The following is a 15,787-nucleotide window of genomic DNA, read 5'->3' on the forward strand; positions in this document are numbered from 1 at the left end:
AAAGCACCTGCATCTACGAATATCTGTGATTACATCTCGAACGCCTAAGAACAAAGAGACTTAATGTTTCTTTGTTTTATTGTGCTTTATTGAGCACGAATAAGCAAACGTAATTCTTAGTTACATGAAGTTTGAACAAATCTTTTTCTTAAAAGAAGCTGTTAGTTTCATGAAAACAGTTATCAAGCAATATAGGTTTTTACAAGTTTTTATTGGTAATATGATGGTGTTACAATTTTTTAAATAAAAAATTAAACACGATATATTTCCTCTCTACAAACCACTTATCTTTTGTGTTAAAATAAATCAATAAATCGGGATTTATAAAGGAGAATATTGATGAAATTATTTTTATGTTCGCACTTTTCAAGTGTAGGAAGTTTGATAAAAGAAGAAATTGATAACAAGAAAGTCGCATTTATTCCCACAGCTTCGCTGCGTGAAGGCTATACCGGTTATGTCGGCTCGGCTCGAAAATTATTCAAAAAGTTGGGAGCAATCGTAACTGAAATTGATATTTCAACGGAGGCTTATTCAACGATACAGTCTGTTTTTGAAGATGCGGATGTGATATATTTTACCGGCGGAAATTCTTTTTTCCTTATAGACCAGCTCCGTAAAACGGGAACGGATGAGCTGTTGAAGAAAGAATTGGCAAAGGGAAAACTGATGGTTGGTGAATCGGCAGGTGCGATTATATGCGCTCCAAGCATCCAATATATCGAGCAAATGGATGAAAAGCCGGAGGACTACTCACAAGAAGATGATGCAGGGCTTGATTTGATTGATTTCTATGTTCTTCCGCATTATCTTACAGCACCATTTAAGAAAGTTACCGAGAAAATAATGACTGAGTTTTCGGATTTGAATCTATGCCCAATTAACAACCGTCAGGGAATTGTAATTGACGGTGAAGGTTCAAAGGTTATTTGCAAAGACTAATTTGAAAATTCAAGTTTGGAGAATTGAGAAAATCGGAAGTTTACAGCGAGGTGAAAGAGGTTGAATTATGTAGAATATGGAAATGAAAACAGCGATGTAATTATCCTCTTACACGGAGGCGGTTTATCATGGTGGAATTACAAAGAGGCTGCTGAAAGACTTCAAACAGATTATCATGTGGTTTTGCCTATATTAGATGGACATGCAGGATGTGATAAGCAGTTTACAACGATAGAGAATAATGCTTTGGATATTATAGAATTTGTAAATAGCAAATTGGGCGGTTCTGTTTTAATGATGGGAGGACTATCGCTTGGAGGGCAGATTTTGCTTGAAATTTTATCTCAACGCAAAGATATATGTAAGTATGCAATAGTGGAAAGTGTACTTGTGGTACCTTCAAAATTTACATATTCTATGATTAAACCGGCGTTTGGAAGTTGCTATGGCTTAATAAAGTATAAGTGGTTTTCAAAATTGCAATTCAAATCACTACGAATAAAGTCAAATTTGTTTGATGAATATTACAAAGATACTTGTGCTATTAGAAAGAGTGATATGATTGCCTTTTTACAGGAAAACTCAGTATATTCACTAAAAGATGGCATTGGAGAGTGTGAAGCAACCGTTCAAATTTATGTTGGAGAAAAAGAAAAGCAATCAATGAAAAAATCTGCTAAAATCATTCATGAAAAATTGCAGGATAGTTTTATACAAGTTCTTCCTAATATGTATCATGGAGAGTTTTCGATAAACCACGCAGATGATTATGTGAGAAAACTATTAGAAATAGTAAAGCGAAGGTAACTTTCAGTCTTAAGCAGAGACTGAAAGCAACAGAAGATTTGAATTTATGGAGAAGACAATGATGAATAAAAAGACACAAAAAATAGGAGTGATTTGTTCAATTGTACAGATTATATTAAGCATAATATGCTTGATTTATAGTGCGATAAATCAAGAAAATATTATAATGTGGGTATTGTTTTTATGCTCTGGAATTTTATCGTTAAGCTCGAATATTAGTAGAAACAATAAAAAAGAAGACGAGTGAGGAAGTGCAAATTCCAGCTTGTCGATGTATAGACAAAACTAGTAACGGGTAGACCTCATCAATTTACCCGCTTTTTTTACGCCTTCTATTTAACTATGAGTAGTGTTTTGGAGGTTTCCGTGATGATGGTTTGTCCAAGTTGTAAAAAGAGAAGACCTTCAGCAAAAGCACCTGCATCTACGAATATCTGTGATTACATCTCGAACGCCTAAGAACAAAGAGACTTAATGTTCTTTTATGTTTACTCAGAGAATATTCTAAACAAACACGAGAAGGAGTCTTTTTAGTCTAATTCTAGACTACGTTACCCGTTTTTAGTTTCACCGTTACAAGTGAGTATTACCCATTCTTACTTTAACGGTTTGTGTTCTGTCTCGCTAAATGCACAGCTTAGTTTAACATCGACCTGCGGGCAGAATTTGCTAAATGCACGGCTTAGTTTCTATATGCACGTTATAGTTTAACGATGACATTTGAATTAGGATAGTTTTATCCTAATTTTTTTCTTTACAAGTGATATATACTGTTATACACTGTTATATAGAAGGTGATACAATGATTATTATCAATAATAGTTCAATGATTCCTATTTATGAACAGATTGTGAATCAAGTGAAACAAAATATTGTGGATGGTAAGTTAAAAGAAGGAGATGCTTTACCGAGTGTTCGTGGTCTATCAAAAGATTTAAAAATATCGGCTTTAACTGTTAAAAAAGCATATGACATATTAGAAGCGGATGGCTTATGTAGAACAGTTCAAGGTAAGGGTTCGTTTGTGTTGGGGGTAAATCCTGGCTTGGTACATGAGCAGCGTGTAGTTGAAATCCAAAAGGATTTAGAGAAGGTACTTGATAAAGCGAAATCTTATGATTTATCAAAGGATGAAATTAGAGATTTATTTGAAATCTTGATGGAGGAATAAGAATATGCGATTTGTAAAGACATATAATGATTTTAAATTGGATTGTAAACTTGAATTAAAGCCAGGAACAATAACGGCTTTGATTGGTCGTAATGGCTCTGGTAAGACAACTTTATTTAAGTTGTATCTTGGTTTGATTGAAGATGATGATAAACATACAAATCAAGTGAATAAAGAAGAAATTGGTGTTGTATGGAATGATTCGAGTTTTTGTTTGGTTTTAAATGTTCTTGAAATTAAAAAGATTCTAATGTATTCCTATAAACATTTTAATTGTGATTATTTTAATTCTATGATTTCTCGATTTGAATTGGATCCAAAGAAACCACTAAAGGAATATTCTACGGGTATGCTTTCAAAACTGAAGATCATTATTGCGACAAGTCTTCATGCGAAAACTTTATTGTTAGATGAACCAACGAGTGGTTTAGACGTGATTGCACGAAATGAAGTATTAGATTTGTTGCGGGATTATATGGAACAAAATGAAGAGACTTCTATACTAATTAGTTCACATATCGCAAGTGATTTAGAGGGTTTGTGTGATACATTTTACTTTATTGAAAAAGGAAAAATCATTCTGCAAGAACAGGATCTAGAATCTTATGCACTATTAAAGGGTGTTGATGAAACTGTGGATTTAAGCTATGCATTAAAAAAGATAGGTTCGACTTATCTTACAAATGAAAGACAATTTTATGTAGAAAACTATCCAAATCTAGTCATTGAAAAAGCACATATTGATCATTTGATGGAATATATGATAAAGGGGGAAACTGTATGAAGGGTTTGTTAGTCAAAGATTTCTTGTTGATGATAAAAAGTAAGAAAGTCATATTGTTTATGTTGTTCATTGGAATCGTTGGTGGGATAAATGATATTTCATTTGCGACAGGCTATATTTTGATGGTTCTTGCGATATTAAGCTTATCTACAATTTCGTATGATGAAGCCAATCACGGCTTAAAGACTTTGTTTACGTTACCTATTTCGAAATCGGATTATGTGAAAGAAAAATATTTATTTTCTTTGATTATTACGGGAATTGGTTTTGCGTTAGTCGCAATCTTAAATTGTTTTAGTAAAAGTGGTTTCATGGAAACATTTATAATCGTATCAACAGCTTTGTTCTTGTTAGCGATATCTTTGCCTTTTCAATTAAAGGAAGGCAATGAAAAGGGAAGAATTGTATTATTTGTGGTGGTGTTTGGATGTACCTTCTTATTCGCTTTCTTAAATCAATTTATTCCTAAATTCTTTGAATCTATAGAATCTGTATTGAATACATTAGATTCTATTATGTTTAGTGTAGGTTTATTGATTACAAGTTTTGTTCTATATTTTATTTCTATGATGATTTCAATTCGAGTATACAAAAATCGTGTTCTTGATTAATTCACCAGTTTATCTACAATGTGATTGATGATATTCGCAATTTCTTTACAAGATTCAATACATCCTGCATCGATCCATTGTTGGATGGTTGCCAAGGATCCAAAAAGAATGTAGTTTTTGATGTATGGATCGTTTTGCGAAACTTGCTCAAGTTGTTTGTTGATGGAATCGAGTGCTAGAACTTGTTTAGGAAATTCATTGTCGACATTGCATTCAAAAAAGATTTTGATGGTTTCTTTGTTGGATTTTAAAAATTGGAGTAATTGGATAAAAGAAGTTTCTTTTGGCTGATCACTTAATTGTTCATTGATTAGTTTAATGACTTCTTGCTCCATTTCTTTAATGACATCATATTGACTACCATAATACTTGTAAAAGGTGGAACGATTGATATCGGCCTTTTCACATAAGCTAGAAATGGTAATCTTATTGATGTCTTTTTCTTTTAAGCATTCGAATAAAGCTTCTCGAATACATCTTTTTGTCATTTGTATTTTTCTGTTCATAATCAACACCTGTTGCTTTCATAACAATATGTTAAAATCAGTCGATTGAAAAATCAAGAGATAATTTTCTATAATTAGTTCAAATGGAGGGCTTTTTATGCTTCAATGTAAAAATATTATGAAAGATTATGTTTCAGGAGATGAAATTGTACATGCATTAAAAGGTGTATCACTTTCTTTTCGTGAACATGAATTTGTTTCAATACTTGGACAGAGTGGATGTGGTAAGACTACATTTCTAAATATTATTGGTGGTTTAGATCATTATACTTCTGGTGATTTAATCATCAATGGAAAGAGTACAAAGGATTATAGTGATAAAGACTGGGATACGTATCGTAATCATCAGGTTGGTTTTGTGTTTCAATCGTATAATCTGATTATGCATCAAAGTGTTTTAAGTAATGTAGAATTAGCTTTAACACTAACGGGAGTCAATAAAGAGGAAAGAAGAAAAAGAGCTATAGAGGCTTTAAATAAGGTTGGACTTTCGGATCAAATTCATAAAAAGCCAACCCAGATGTCGGGTGGACAAATGCAGCGAGTGGCCATTGCCCGTGCTATTGTCAATAATCCAGATATTATTTTGGCAGATGAGCCAACCGGGGCTTTGGATAGTGCAACAAGTGTGCAAATTATGGAGATTTTAAAGGAAATCTCAAAAGATAAGCTTGTCATTATGGTCACCCATAATCCGCAATTGGCAGATGAATATTCGAGTCGAATTATTCGCTTAAAGGATGGTTCTTTAGTATCGGATTCTAATCCTTTTAATGAACAAGAAATGAATGTGGATACGAGTGTGTTAAAAAGACCTGGCATGTCTTTTAAAATGGCTTGTTCATTAAGTTTAAATAATTTAATGACAAAAAAGGCACGTACATTTTTAACCTCTTTTGCCGGAAGCATTGGCATTATTGGAATCGCATTGATTATGTCATTGTCGCATGGTATGCAGTCTTATATTGATCAAATGGAAAATGATACTATGGCCAGTTATCCGATTGAGATTCAGGCTAATTCAAGTGATATGTCTACGTTAATGACAACGATGATGGGCATGAAGAAAAAGACAGAAGAACATACGGATTCTAAAATCTATTCTCGTCCTTATGTGGAGGATGTATTAGAATCTTTATCGAGTTCAAAAAAGAATAACTTATCGGCTTTTAAATCGTATATTGAAAATAGTAAGGGTAAAGAATTTAGAAAGACGGCGAAAGCAATTGAGTATGATTATAATTTTAATTTACAGGTTTACAATGAAAATACAGATTCTGGCTTAGTGCAAGTATCGCCAAATGGTTTGTTGGATAAATTAGGAATGTCAGATATGATGTCGATTCAATCGCAATTTATGGATTCAAGTGCTATGACCAATGATCAAGTATGGCTTTCTTTACCTGAATCGAAAAAGCTTCGTGATGATGAATATCAGCTTGTCGAAGGAAAGTGGCCAACAAACTATAATGAGGTGGTTTTAGAGGTCGATGAAAATAATGAGATTACCGATTATGCGCTTTATTCTTTAGGATTATTGGATCAGGATGAATTGGTTAAAAACTATCAGAAGATTTTAAATGGAGAGACGGACAAGATTTCAAAGACAAATCTAAAATCTTATAGTGTGGATGATATCTTAAATTTGAAGTTTAGATTGGTTCTAAATAGTGATTTATATCAAAAGGTAAATGGCTTATGGATCAACCAAAGTGAAAATGAATCGTATATGAAGGATGTTGTTTCGAAGAGTCCTGAAATCAAGGTGGTTGGAATTATTAAGCCAAGTGAATCCACGGTTTCACAACCAACAATGGGTGGTGTGTATTATACAAAGGCTATGGAAGAGTATGTAACTTCTAAGACGGAGAATGCTCAAATTGTAAAAGAACAAAAAACAAATCCAAATATCAATATTTTTACACAGGCTGAATTTGCCTCAGGTCAAAAGATGAGTATGTCAAATCTTACAAATGAGCAGATGATGCAGCTTTCAAGTATGTCGCAAGAAGAATTGATGAATTACATGAATACGTATAATGAAAATATCAATGCGACATATGATTCGAATTTGACTAAACTTGGTGTTGTAGATTATTCAACTCCGACAAAGATTTCTTTATATGCATCAAGTTTTGATGGAAAAGAAAAGCTGAGTGATTTGATTACTTCTTATAATAAGAAACAGAAAAAGAGCAATGTGATCACATACAATGATTTCATTGGAACGATGTTAAGTTCAGTAACAAGTGTTGTGAATATCATTAGTTATGTCTTGATTGCCTTTGTATCTGTATCACTCATTGTATCAAGCATCATGATTGGTATCATTACATATATTTCTGTATTGGAACGTACAAAAGAGATTGGTATCTTACGCTCTATTGGTGCCAGTAAGAAAGATATCACGCGCGTATTTAATGCAGAAACATTTATTATTGGATTGATCAGTGGCGTATTAGGTATATTAATTACACTTGTATTGAATGTTCCAATTAGTATGGTGGTTGAGAATATGACAGGTGTTTCGCATATTGCCAAGTTACCTGTCAATGGCGCTGTATTCTTGATTTTCATTGATTTAGTATTAACGATTCTTGCAGGATTGATTCCATCCAAGATTGCGAGTAAAAAAGATCCTGTAGAGGCATTAAGAAGTGAGTAATCACTTCTTTTTTGGTATAATACCTGCGAGGTGATTTCATGATTCGAAAAGGAACAATTGAAGATGCTGAAATATTATCTAAGGTAGAAGCAACTTGTTTTCCACCCAATGAAGCAGCAACTTCAAAAGAGATTCAGGAAAGATTGAATGTATATGCGAATCATTTTCTTTTATTGTTCGAAAAAAATCAATTGATTAGTTTTATCGATGGGTTTTGTACAAACCAAAGAGATTTAACGGATGAAATGTATAGTGATGCGTCGATGCATGATGAAGATGGGGACTGGCAAATGATATTTGGATTAAATACATTGCCGGATTATCAAAGACAAGGATATGCCACGAAGATCATGTGTGCAATGATTGATTTGGCTAGACAAGAAAACCGAAAAGGGTTAGTGTTAACTTGTAAAGATAGATTGGTGCCTTACTATAGTAAGTTTGGATTTAAAAATGAGGGTGTATCCTCAAGTGTTCATGGTGGTGTAGTGTGGTACCAAATGCGATTGGAGTTTTAAAGATGAATATAATAAATATGGTAAAGAAATATCAAAAGAAAAAAAAGAAACAAGCTGTAAAAGAAGAAATGAAACAGATGATTCCTACGTTAAGAGGTCAATTGAATGAAGTAACTTCTAGTTTGGATGAATTAAATGGTCTTCTTAAAAAGATTACGCGTTCATGAAGTCAAAGATTTATTTAGCTATCGATTTAAAGTCTTTCTATGCTTCTTGCGAATGTGTATCTAGAGGATTGGATCCTTTAACTACAAATTTAGTTGTTGCGGATGCTTCTAGAACAGACAAGACAATATGTTTGGCTGTATCGCCTTCTTTGAAACAGTATGGAATTGGTGGAAGGTGTCGTTTGTTTGAAGTGAATCAAAAGGTAAGAGATGTGAATGCCAAAAGGAAAAAGGGGTTTTTGCGTTTTGATGGTAAATCGAGTGATGATGAAATTTTAAAGCAGAATCCTAGATACGAAGTTGACTTTATTGTTGCACCTCCTAGAATGAAATACTATTTGGATATCAGTACACAAATTTATAATATCTATTTGAAATATATTTCAAGTCAGGATATCCATGTATATTCCATTGATGAAGTGTTTATTGATGCGACGCCATATTTAAATACGTATCATTTAACACCCAAAGAGTTCGCAATGAAAATGATTCTAGATATTTATGAGACAACCGGCATCACGGCTACGGCAGGTATTGGTACCAATTTATATCTTGCCAAGGTGGCCATGGATATTGTGGCCAAACATAAAGATCCAGATGAAAATGGGGTTCGTGTTGCGGCTTTAAATGAATATAGGTATCGTAAATTATTGTGGAATCATAAGCCTTTGACTGATTTTTGGCGTGTTGGAAAAGGGTATGAGAAAAGATTGCATAAACTAGGTATTGATACAATGGGCAAGCTTTGTGCCTTTAGTTTAGAACATGGGGATGTTTTGTTTAAGACATTTGGTGTAAATGCCGAACTATTGATTGATCATGCGTGGGGGTATGAGCCTTGTACGATGGAAGATATCAAGGCATATAAGCCAGAAAAGAATAGTATTGGTTCGGGACAAGTCTTATCTTGTGGGTATGAAAAAGAAAAGGCTAAGATTTTAGTCAAGGAAATGGTGGAATCTTTAGCTTTAAGTTTGGTGGAGAAGCATTTGGTGACAAATAAAGTGGTTCTTACTATTGGTTATGAAGTAAATGCGGATTATACGGGTGAAACGATGGTTGATTTTTATGGACGTGTTTTGCCGAAAAGCTTAAATAAAATTGTTCATTTACCTCAAAAGACAAATGCGAATTCAATTCTAATTCAAAATATATTGGATGTATATGATCGGTATGTGGATTCTAGTTTATTGGTGCGAAGAATCAATGTGGCGGCTGTTGAAGTGATAGATGAAAAGAATCGTGGCTTTGAACAGATTGATTTATTTTCAAATGTGGATGAAGAAGAATTAAAGAAGGAAAATGATCTTCAAAAGGTGACTTTAAAAATAAAGAATAAATATGGTAAGAATTCGATCTTAAAGGGAACGGATTTTGAGAAGGGTGCCAAGGCAAAAGAGCGAAATGCGCAGATTGGAGGGCATAAGGCATAATGGATGAAAGATGGTATACAATGGATCGCCCTAAAAGTAAATATCCAAAGATGTCTATGTCAGATCGTGCCGCTCAATTTGCACCTTTTGCAGCTTTAACAGGTCATAAAGAGGCGATATTGGAGCAACAAAGAACAACTCAGACAAAACGCATTTTATCAAATGAAGAAAAGCTTGAAATCAATGAGAAAATCATTGAATTGATGAATTTGAAATCAAAATGCAGAATTATATATTTTGAAAAGGATAAGACAAAAAGTGGTGGTCAGTACATGGAGAGTGTTTTATCTTTTAAGCGTATAGATGAATTGAATAAGGTGTTATATTTTAAAGAGAATATTCAAATACAAATAGATGATATTGTAGATATTGAAGTATTGGAAAAGTGATGCTTATATATATTCATACGCATTATGCGGATGAACTTTCTTTAAAAGATATTGCGGATGCAGGAACGATGAGTATTGCACAATGCAATCGTTGTTTCAATAAGATGTTAAATGTAACGGAAATATCTGAAGTGTTGGATTTAATAAAGTGACGCATTTTATTCAGGTATTTAAAATCACCAAAGAAATATCGAATGATGGAGGATTAAGATGAAAAGGGCAGTTGAAGAAATATTAAAGTTTAATGAGGAAAGAGATTGGGATCAATTTCATAATCCAGAAAATTTAGCTAAATCGATTAGTATTGAGGCAGGAGAGTTGTTGGAGTGTTTTCAATGGAATAATGAATATGATAAGCAACATGTTTGTGAAGAACTTGCCGATGTGATGAATTATTGTATTTTGATGGCCAATAAATTGGGTGTGGATATGGAAGAAATTTTGTTGATGAAATTAGAACAAAATAAGAAGAAATATCCGGTAGAAAAGTGTAAAGCATCTTCTAAAAAGTACACAGAACTGATAAAATAAGGGTATGTTAGATGTTGAGCGATTACAATTCTTAGATTTATATAGTTTTGAACTACGATTGGATTATTTTGAGAAGATTTTAGAGTTTACGAGTTCTTCTTATTCCTTTTATTGGTTAGAGGCCATATTAAATTTAATGATTTATAAGGATACAATTGAATTTGATGAAATCTTAGATGAAATGATTTCTTTAGCCTATGAGGATGTGGTAGAAAAAGGGTATCACTTGGGTCCGTTGATTCATCAAAAGCGTACAAACGCATTGGAAAATGCGATTTTAAGCATCCAAAAGTATTTGCCTGAAAATTGTTCGAAACAAGAAATTATTATTTGTGTGAAACAACACGATGAAGATTTAAAGGAATATAAGAAACTATTGATCATGCAGACACCATATCGTTTATTATCTAGTTTTTTGGTGGATGTAGGTGGTAATGATCCAATTTGGAATCGGCCTAAGGATATTATAGAAACAATTAAAGATTATAATGAAAAATATAGACTTCCATATATCATAGAAAATGACAGGGGTCTTAAAAGAAGAGTTATTGTTCAACCAGAATGGAGAGATTTCTTAATGACTAATTATCGTGTCATTATGGAATGGGTCCATGATGAAAAAATCAAGTATCTTGAAAAGCGTAAGATTGAAGAGAGTGCATCTTAGGATGTGCTTTTTCTTTTGGTTAAAATAAAAAAGTTTATAGCTAGACTTACTTTTGTTTGTGTCTTAAGTACATAGCGTAAAGTAATTTCATGAATGCACTAAGTACTAAAAGTCTTCCTAAGAGTTCTAACATTATATTAATGCATATCCTTTCTGTTCTTCATATATATTACATGATTTGTATATTAAGATAAATTAAAATTTCGAGTATAAACGGAGTGCTTAAATGGTAAAAAATAAAAACTCCTTTATGTAAAGGAGTAATTGTTAAATGGTAGCGCGTACGGGATTCGAACCCGTGATACAGCCTTGAGAGGGCTGTGGCTTAACCGCTTGCCGAACGCGCCATGTGCTTAAGTATTATAGCACAAAATAAAAGAGAAGTATAGACTTCTCTTATAATTCTGCAATCAAATCGCATAAGTTTTTATAGGCTTTTTGAAAAGATTCTAGATTTAATTTTTCTTCTGGTGTATGACAACCTTCGGCAATAGGACCATATGTGATGATATCTAAATCTGGAATCAATCCTTTTAGAATTCCCGTTTCCATACCTCCGTGGGATGCCTCGGTTTCCATTTCTATGCCTTGTTTTTTTAAGATTTCTTTTAATGTATCTCTTAATGGGCTATTAGCTTCATAGTTCCATCCACAGAAGTTTGTATCTTCATGTTCAGATGCATGACATAATTGTGCAATCATGTTGATCTTATTTCCTAATTCATCCTTCATAGATTCTAATGGGGAACGAATACAGAATGCACATTTTACAACATTGTCTTCTGTTCTTAGTTTACCTAAGTTAAGGGAAGCTAGTGTTAATCCTTCAATAGCCATGGATTTATGTTGTAAACCATTTGGTAGTAAGTAGTATAGTGTAATTAATTCATTTGTATCTTTTGAAGTAAAGGCTTTAGTAGCTTTTTTTGTTTCTTCCAATTGAATATCAAGTTTACTATCACTGAATTCAAATTCTGTTTTTAAATCTTTTACGATAGAATCAATATTTGGCTTAATGTCTGAAACGAAAGTTGCTTCAGCTTCTCTAGGAATCGCATTTTCTTTCAATCCACCATTTACAGATACGATTTGAATATCTTTTAATGTTTGTAGGACTCTAAATAAGATTTTAATGGAGTTACCCTTTTCTTGATCAATGCAAGCACCTGAATGACCTCCATCTAATCCTTTGACAATAAGTTTATAGGTTGGTTTATTTACTTCTTCAAACGTGCATGTTTTATCGACATAGGCATAGCGACCACCACTTGTTGTGGTACAAGTACTAATTTCACCACCACCATCAAGACCAATCATCTTTTTGGCATTGAAGTATTCTTTCTTTAAATGGATAGATCCTAATAGACCTACTTCTTCTTGTACAGTAAATACACATTCTAAGTTTGGATGTTTTAGAGTATCATCACTTAAAATTGCCAACATGTAGCTAACTCCAAATCCATCATCAGCACCTAATGTTGTTCCTTTGGCTTTTAACCATCCGTCTTCAATATATAAATTTAAAGCATCGGTTTCAAAGTCAAAATCGACATCCTTGTTTTTTTCACATACCATATCCATATGTGCTTGCAACATAACTGTATCGTGATTTTCATAGCCTGGTGTAGCATTTTTATAAATAATCACATTATTCATGTCATCACGAACATATTTAAAATTATGTTCCTTCGCAAATTTTTCTACATAGTCTGCGATTTTTTCTTCATGAAAAGATCCATGAGGAATCTTTGAGATTTCTTCAAAATATTTGAAGATTGGGACATTTTCATCTAATACACTCATTGTTTGTACCTCCATTTGATTAAAAATAGTATAGTACAAAAAATGAGAGACGCAAGTCTCTCACTATTGAATATTGATATATCTTGTTTCTTCTTCATGCTTTACAGGTTTTGTAGGCAATAAGATAAATAATTCACCATTGTCAAAACGAGCTTTGATATCCTCTTGTTTGTAGCCTTCACCAATATAGAAAGAACGAGAATAAGTTCCAGTAAATCTTTCTTGACGAAGCACACGCGTATCTTCTTTGTTGATATTACGAGTAGCTGAGATCTTTAAGTAGCCATCTTTTAGTTCAATTTGAATATTTTCTTTTTGAATCCCACAAACCTCCATGCAGATTTGATAATATCCATCCTTTTCATAAATGTCTGTTCTTAATACAGTATTTGTATCTTGTTTTTTAGTATCGTTGAAAAAGTCATCAAAATAATTAGGGTAATAGCGCATATTGAATCCTCCTTAGCACTTATATCATTTAACTGCTAATATCATAATACAAACGTTTGGCACAGTCAATAGCTGAGTGCTAAAAATTTTGTCGCTTGTTTCTAGTACACTTTTCTGCATCAATAGCCAAGACAAACATAAGTGCATCCAATGCATTTTCTGGATCTTTAACATCAATGACATAAGTATCTGTAAAATTAAATATTTCTTTACGAATAATCGCTACAGTATCATAGCTTTCATCCACAATTGTATAATTCCATTCAGTAAGAGTTCCATCAATATGCCATCCATTATAGTCAATGTTGTAATGTGGAGTAAAGAAAGATAATTCTTTTGATAGACATCCTATATATTCATTATTCTTATAGATTTCAAATTTAGGAAGAAGAGTTATCACTTTTTCTAATACAGTACCCACTTCATTTCCATTTTGATCATAAATGACTAGTTTATGTCCCCAAGAAAGTTTTCCTTCGACTTGATATATGATTTGACCATCTTCGTTGTATATATCATAACTGTCAAACCAGGAAAAGAATCGTTGCTTAAATAATAGTTTCATAATATCACCACCACATAAATTATAGCATTGAATATATTTAAGGTTTATTTAAGTTTGAATCGGTATACTCACTTACGAAATAGGTGATTATACTTTTCATGCCCTTAGAATAATCATGCCTATTTCTTTTTTTTGACAATTTTTAAATTCTTAAGAAAACTTAAGGAAATCTTAAGAAAAACATAATACAATGTTTCTGAGGTGAATTTGTTATGAAGAAAAAACTTGGAAATATATTGATTTTTGTGCTGATTATTGGACTCACGATTGGATATGGAATTTATAAAGATAATCAATCAAAAGTCACAGTCAACAAAATCTATACGATGGAATATCAAGAACAGGCATTATCGGATTTAGAAAATGAAAGAGGAAATGGAAACTATACACTTCAAAATATATTTATGAAATACAATCCTTTTACAACCAATACACAATCGATGTATGTTTATTTTAATACATCCAAAGCGGCTAAAATTACATATACAGTAAGTTGCAGCGATTATGCAGATTTTACAGCTACGGCATATCAAGCTAAAACCTATCAGAAGGAACATGAGTTTCAATTGATTGGTTTGATTCCTGATTGTACAAATACCATCACAATTACAGCTACTTATAAGGATGGTACAAGTCAAAGTGTAAGTACAAATTATACAATGGGATCATTACTTGGTGATGAAGATATACAACTTAAACAAGTGTCTGGTTCTAAACAAGACTTAGGCAATGGTTTATATACACTATTAGGAAATGATGCCGATGATCAAGACTTTGTCTATATGTATGATACAAATGGCATTTTGCGTGGGGAAATTCCAATTATTGGATATCGTTCTCATCGTATGTTGATACAAAATCAAATGTTATATATGAGTGTATCAACACATCGAATGGCAGCTATTAATCATTTAGGTATGATTGAACACATTTATAATTTGGGTAATTATATAGTTCATCACGATTATCAATTTGATCAGGATGGAAATTTGATTTTATTAGCTACAAATGAAGAAAAGAATAGTGTAGAAGACTGCATTATTAAATTGGATGTAGAGACGGAAGAAGTAAGTGAATTGTTGGATTTAGAAGATTTGTTTAAAAGCTACAAAGAGAGTACGGATCATAAAGAAGGTTCAAAATGGGATTGGATGCATATCAATACACTTCAATATCTAAGTGATGATAGTGTCATTCTTTCTTCTCGAGAAACAAGTTCAATCATTAAAATCAATGATGTAAGCACAAATCCAAGTATTGACTATATCATAGGCAATGAAGATTTCTGGAAAGATACAGACTATACAAAGTATTTATATACAAAAGTAGGGGACTTCTTGACGAGTGGAGGACAACATACCGTAACATATATGGAGGATGATGCATTAGAATCTGGTCAATATTATCTATACATGTTTGACAATAATTTTGGATATTCTAAGACAAGAAATGATTATGATTGGACGGTAAATGATGGGATTCAAACAAGTATTACAGAAGGAACGACATCCTATTACTATCAATACTTAGTGGATGAAAACGAAGGTACATATACATTGGTAAATTCATTTGAAGTTCCATTTAGTGCCTATGTATCGAGTGCACAAAATCTAGGTAATCATATTGTCGTAGATTCAGGAATTGCAGGACTATTATCCATTTACGATACGGATGGAAATCTTGAACAACAGTTCAGTATAAAGAAAAATGATCGTTTTATTTATCGAATCTATTATTATGATTATAAAGGATATTATTTTAGTTAGAGAGCAATCTCT

The 15,787-nt window shown here is 32.6% G+C and carries 18 protein-coding genes and 1 tRNA gene; 14 read left to right on the plus strand and 5 right to left on the minus strand.

Translation table 11 applies throughout. From position 1 onward, the window contains the following. Positions 1 to 339 precede the first annotated feature (339 nt). The 5 genes from NE544_RS02305 (at position 340) to NE544_RS02325 (ending at position 4,315) form a co-directional block, all read left to right on the plus strand. Entirely contained in the window at positions 340 to 942 is a 603-nt protein-coding gene (locus NE544_RS02305) for a Type 1 glutamine amidotransferase-like domain-containing protein (RefSeq protein ID WP_117996215.1), read from the plus strand. Between the two features lie 60 nt (positions 943 to 1,002). Beyond that, entirely contained in the window at positions 1,003 to 1,749 is a 747-nt protein-coding gene (locus NE544_RS02310) for an alpha/beta hydrolase (protein WP_118115501.1), read from the plus strand. A gap of 802 nt (positions 1,750 to 2,551) precedes the next feature. Then, positions 2,552 to 2,920, plus strand: a complete 369-nt coding sequence (locus tag NE544_RS02315; RefSeq protein WP_118115497.1) for a GntR family transcriptional regulator — start codon at positions 2,552 to 2,554, stop codon at positions 2,918 to 2,920. Positions 2,921 to 2,924: 4 nt separating this feature from the next. Beyond that, positions 2,925 to 3,704: an ATP-binding cassette domain-containing protein gene (locus tag NE544_RS02320; protein WP_256268188.1), complete on the plus strand. Its 780-nt coding sequence runs from the start codon at positions 2,925 to 2,927 to the stop codon at positions 3,702 to 3,704. After that, positions 3,701 to 4,315, plus strand: coding sequence for an ABC-2 transporter permease (locus NE544_RS02325; protein WP_118115493.1), 615 nt, complete (start codon positions 3,701 to 3,703; stop codon positions 4,313 to 4,315). Before NE544_RS02320 ends, NE544_RS02325 begins: the two co-directional genes overlap by 4 nt. Here the strand turns inward: NE544_RS02325 and NE544_RS02330 are convergent. Further along, positions 4,312 to 4,821 (minus strand): TetR/AcrR family transcriptional regulator, encoded by a 510-nt coding sequence (locus NE544_RS02330; RefSeq protein ID WP_256268189.1) that lies wholly within the window; start codon positions 4,819 to 4,821, stop codon positions 4,312 to 4,314. The two genes, NE544_RS02325 and NE544_RS02330, sit on opposite strands and share 4 nt — an antisense overlap. 97 nt (positions 4,822 to 4,918) lie before the next feature. On the opposite strand from NE544_RS02330, the gene NE544_RS02335 reads away from it, so the two are divergent. The 8 genes from NE544_RS02335 to NE544_RS02370 are packed head-to-tail and all read left to right on the plus strand — an operon-like array spanning position 4,919 to position 11,191. Continuing rightward, complete coding sequence (locus NE544_RS02335) at positions 4,919 to 7,486, plus strand: ABC transporter ATP-binding protein/permease (protein WP_256268190.1); 2,568 nt, start codon at positions 4,919 to 4,921, stop codon at positions 7,484 to 7,486. Positions 7,487 to 7,524: 38 nt separating this feature from the next. Continuing rightward, complete coding sequence (locus tag NE544_RS02340) at positions 7,525 to 8,004, plus strand: GNAT family N-acetyltransferase (RefSeq protein ID WP_256268191.1); 480 nt, start codon at positions 7,525 to 7,527, stop codon at positions 8,002 to 8,004. Between the two features lie 2 nt (positions 8,005 to 8,006). Further along, positions 8,007 to 8,171 carry a hypothetical protein gene (locus NE544_RS02345; protein WP_256268192.1) on the plus strand — a complete coding sequence of 55 codons (165 nt, stop codon included), beginning with the start codon at positions 8,007 to 8,009 and terminating at the stop codon, positions 8,169 to 8,171. Continuing rightward, a complete protein-coding gene (locus tag NE544_RS02350) occupies positions 8,168 to 9,604 on the plus strand; it encodes a DNA methylase (RefSeq protein WP_256268193.1) in 1,437 nt (478 codons plus the stop codon). The genes NE544_RS02345 and NE544_RS02350 overlap by 4 nt, the downstream gene beginning before the upstream one ends. After that, positions 9,604 to 9,993 (plus strand): YolD-like family protein, encoded by a 390-nt coding sequence (locus NE544_RS02355; RefSeq protein ID WP_256268194.1) that lies wholly within the window; start codon positions 9,604 to 9,606, stop codon positions 9,991 to 9,993. The genes NE544_RS02350 and NE544_RS02355 overlap by 1 nt, the downstream gene beginning before the upstream one ends. Further along, positions 9,993 to 10,145, plus strand: a complete 153-nt coding sequence (locus NE544_RS02360) for an AraC family transcriptional regulator (protein ID WP_118115481.1) — start codon at positions 9,993 to 9,995, stop codon at positions 10,143 to 10,145. The genes NE544_RS02355 and NE544_RS02360 overlap by 1 nt, the downstream gene beginning before the upstream one ends. Before the next feature lie 58 nt (positions 10,146 to 10,203). After that, positions 10,204 to 10,524: a nucleotide pyrophosphohydrolase gene (locus NE544_RS02365; RefSeq protein WP_003864113.1), complete on the plus strand. Its 321-nt coding sequence runs from the start codon at positions 10,204 to 10,206 to the stop codon at positions 10,522 to 10,524. 4 nt (positions 10,525 to 10,528) lie between these two features. Further along, complete coding sequence (locus tag NE544_RS02370) at positions 10,529 to 11,191, plus strand: hypothetical protein (RefSeq protein WP_256268195.1); 663 nt, start codon at positions 10,529 to 10,531, stop codon at positions 11,189 to 11,191. 272 nt (positions 11,192 to 11,463) lie between these two features. Here the strand turns inward: NE544_RS02370 and NE544_RS02375 are convergent. The 4 genes from NE544_RS02375 to NE544_RS02390 form a co-directional block, all read right to left on the minus strand. Continuing rightward, positions 11,464 to 11,538: transfer RNA gene (locus NE544_RS02375), tRNA-Glu, on the minus strand. A gap of 49 nt (positions 11,539 to 11,587) precedes the next feature. Beyond that, complete coding sequence (gene pepD, locus NE544_RS02380; RefSeq protein WP_256268196.1) at positions 11,588 to 12,994, minus strand: beta-Ala-His dipeptidase; 1,407 nt, start codon at positions 12,992 to 12,994, stop codon at positions 11,588 to 11,590. 63 nt (positions 12,995 to 13,057) lie between these two features. Continuing rightward, entirely contained in the window at positions 13,058 to 13,444 is a 387-nt protein-coding gene (locus NE544_RS02385) for an Hsp20/alpha crystallin family protein (protein WP_118115058.1), read from the minus strand. A 79-nt stretch (positions 13,445 to 13,523) separates the two neighbouring features. Continuing rightward, positions 13,524 to 14,009 (minus strand): LURP-one-related/scramblase family protein, encoded by a 486-nt coding sequence (locus NE544_RS02390; protein ID WP_256268197.1) that lies wholly within the window; start codon positions 14,007 to 14,009, stop codon positions 13,524 to 13,526. Positions 14,010 to 14,221: 212 nt separating this feature from the next. On the opposite strand from NE544_RS02390, the gene NE544_RS02395 reads away from it, so the two are divergent. Then, positions 14,222 to 15,775 carry an aryl-sulfate sulfotransferase gene (locus NE544_RS02395; RefSeq protein WP_256268198.1) on the plus strand — a complete coding sequence of 518 codons (1,554 nt, stop codon included), beginning with the start codon at positions 14,222 to 14,224 and terminating at the stop codon, positions 15,773 to 15,775. Positions 15,776 to 15,787 lie beyond the last annotated feature (12 nt).

The organism is Holdemanella sp. MSK.7.32 (assembly GCF_024460475.1).
Classification (GTDB): domain Bacteria; phylum Bacillota_I; class Bacilli_A; order Erysipelotrichales; family Erysipelotrichaceae; genus Holdemanella.

Bases quoted from the DNA above. Each gene is read 5' to 3' on its own strand.
- pepD (WP_256268196.1), bottom strand. From the start codon at position 12,994: ATGAGTGTATTAGATGAAAATGTCCCAATCTTCAAATATTTTGAAGAA.
- NE544_RS02365 (WP_003864113.1), top strand. From the start codon at position 10,204: ATGAAAAGGGCAGTTGAAGAAATATTAAAGTTTAATGAGGAAAGAGAT.
- NE544_RS02385 (WP_118115058.1), bottom strand. From the start codon at position 13,444: ATGCGCTATTACCCTAATTATTTTGATGACTTTTTCAACGATACTAAA.
- NE544_RS02305 (WP_117996215.1), top strand. From the start codon at position 340: ATGAAATTATTTTTATGTTCGCACTTTTCAAGTGTAGGAAGTTTGATA.
- NE544_RS02325 (WP_118115493.1), top strand. From the start codon at position 3,701: ATGAAGGGTTTGTTAGTCAAAGATTTCTTGTTGATGATAAAAAGTAAG.
- NE544_RS02345 (WP_256268192.1), top strand. From the start codon at position 8,007: ATGAATATAATAAATATGGTAAAGAAATATCAAAAGAAAAAAAAGAAA.
- NE544_RS02355 (WP_256268194.1), top strand. From the start codon at position 9,604: ATGGATGAAAGATGGTATACAATGGATCGCCCTAAAAGTAAATATCCA.
- NE544_RS02360 (WP_118115481.1), top strand. From the start codon at position 9,993: ATGCTTATATATATTCATACGCATTATGCGGATGAACTTTCTTTAAAA.
- NE544_RS02340 (WP_256268191.1), top strand. From the start codon at position 7,525: ATGATTCGAAAAGGAACAATTGAAGATGCTGAAATATTATCTAAGGTA.
- NE544_RS02315 (WP_118115497.1), top strand. From the start codon at position 2,552: ATGATTATTATCAATAATAGTTCAATGATTCCTATTTATGAACAGATT.
- NE544_RS02350 (WP_256268193.1), top strand. From the start codon at position 8,168: ATGAAGTCAAAGATTTATTTAGCTATCGATTTAAAGTCTTTCTATGCT.
- NE544_RS02370 (WP_256268195.1), top strand. From the start codon at position 10,529: ATGTTAGATGTTGAGCGATTACAATTCTTAGATTTATATAGTTTTGAA.
- NE544_RS02335 (WP_256268190.1), top strand. From the start codon at position 4,919: ATGCTTCAATGTAAAAATATTATGAAAGATTATGTTTCAGGAGATGAA.
- NE544_RS02390 (WP_256268197.1), bottom strand. From the start codon at position 14,009: ATGAAACTATTATTTAAGCAACGATTCTTTTCCTGGTTTGACAGTTAT.
- NE544_RS02395 (WP_256268198.1), top strand. From the start codon at position 14,222: ATGAAGAAAAAACTTGGAAATATATTGATTTTTGTGCTGATTATTGGA.
- NE544_RS02320 (WP_256268188.1), top strand. From the start codon at position 2,925: ATGCGATTTGTAAAGACATATAATGATTTTAAATTGGATTGTAAACTT.
- NE544_RS02330 (WP_256268189.1), bottom strand. From the start codon at position 4,821: ATGAACAGAAAAATACAAATGACAAAAAGATGTATTCGAGAAGCTTTA.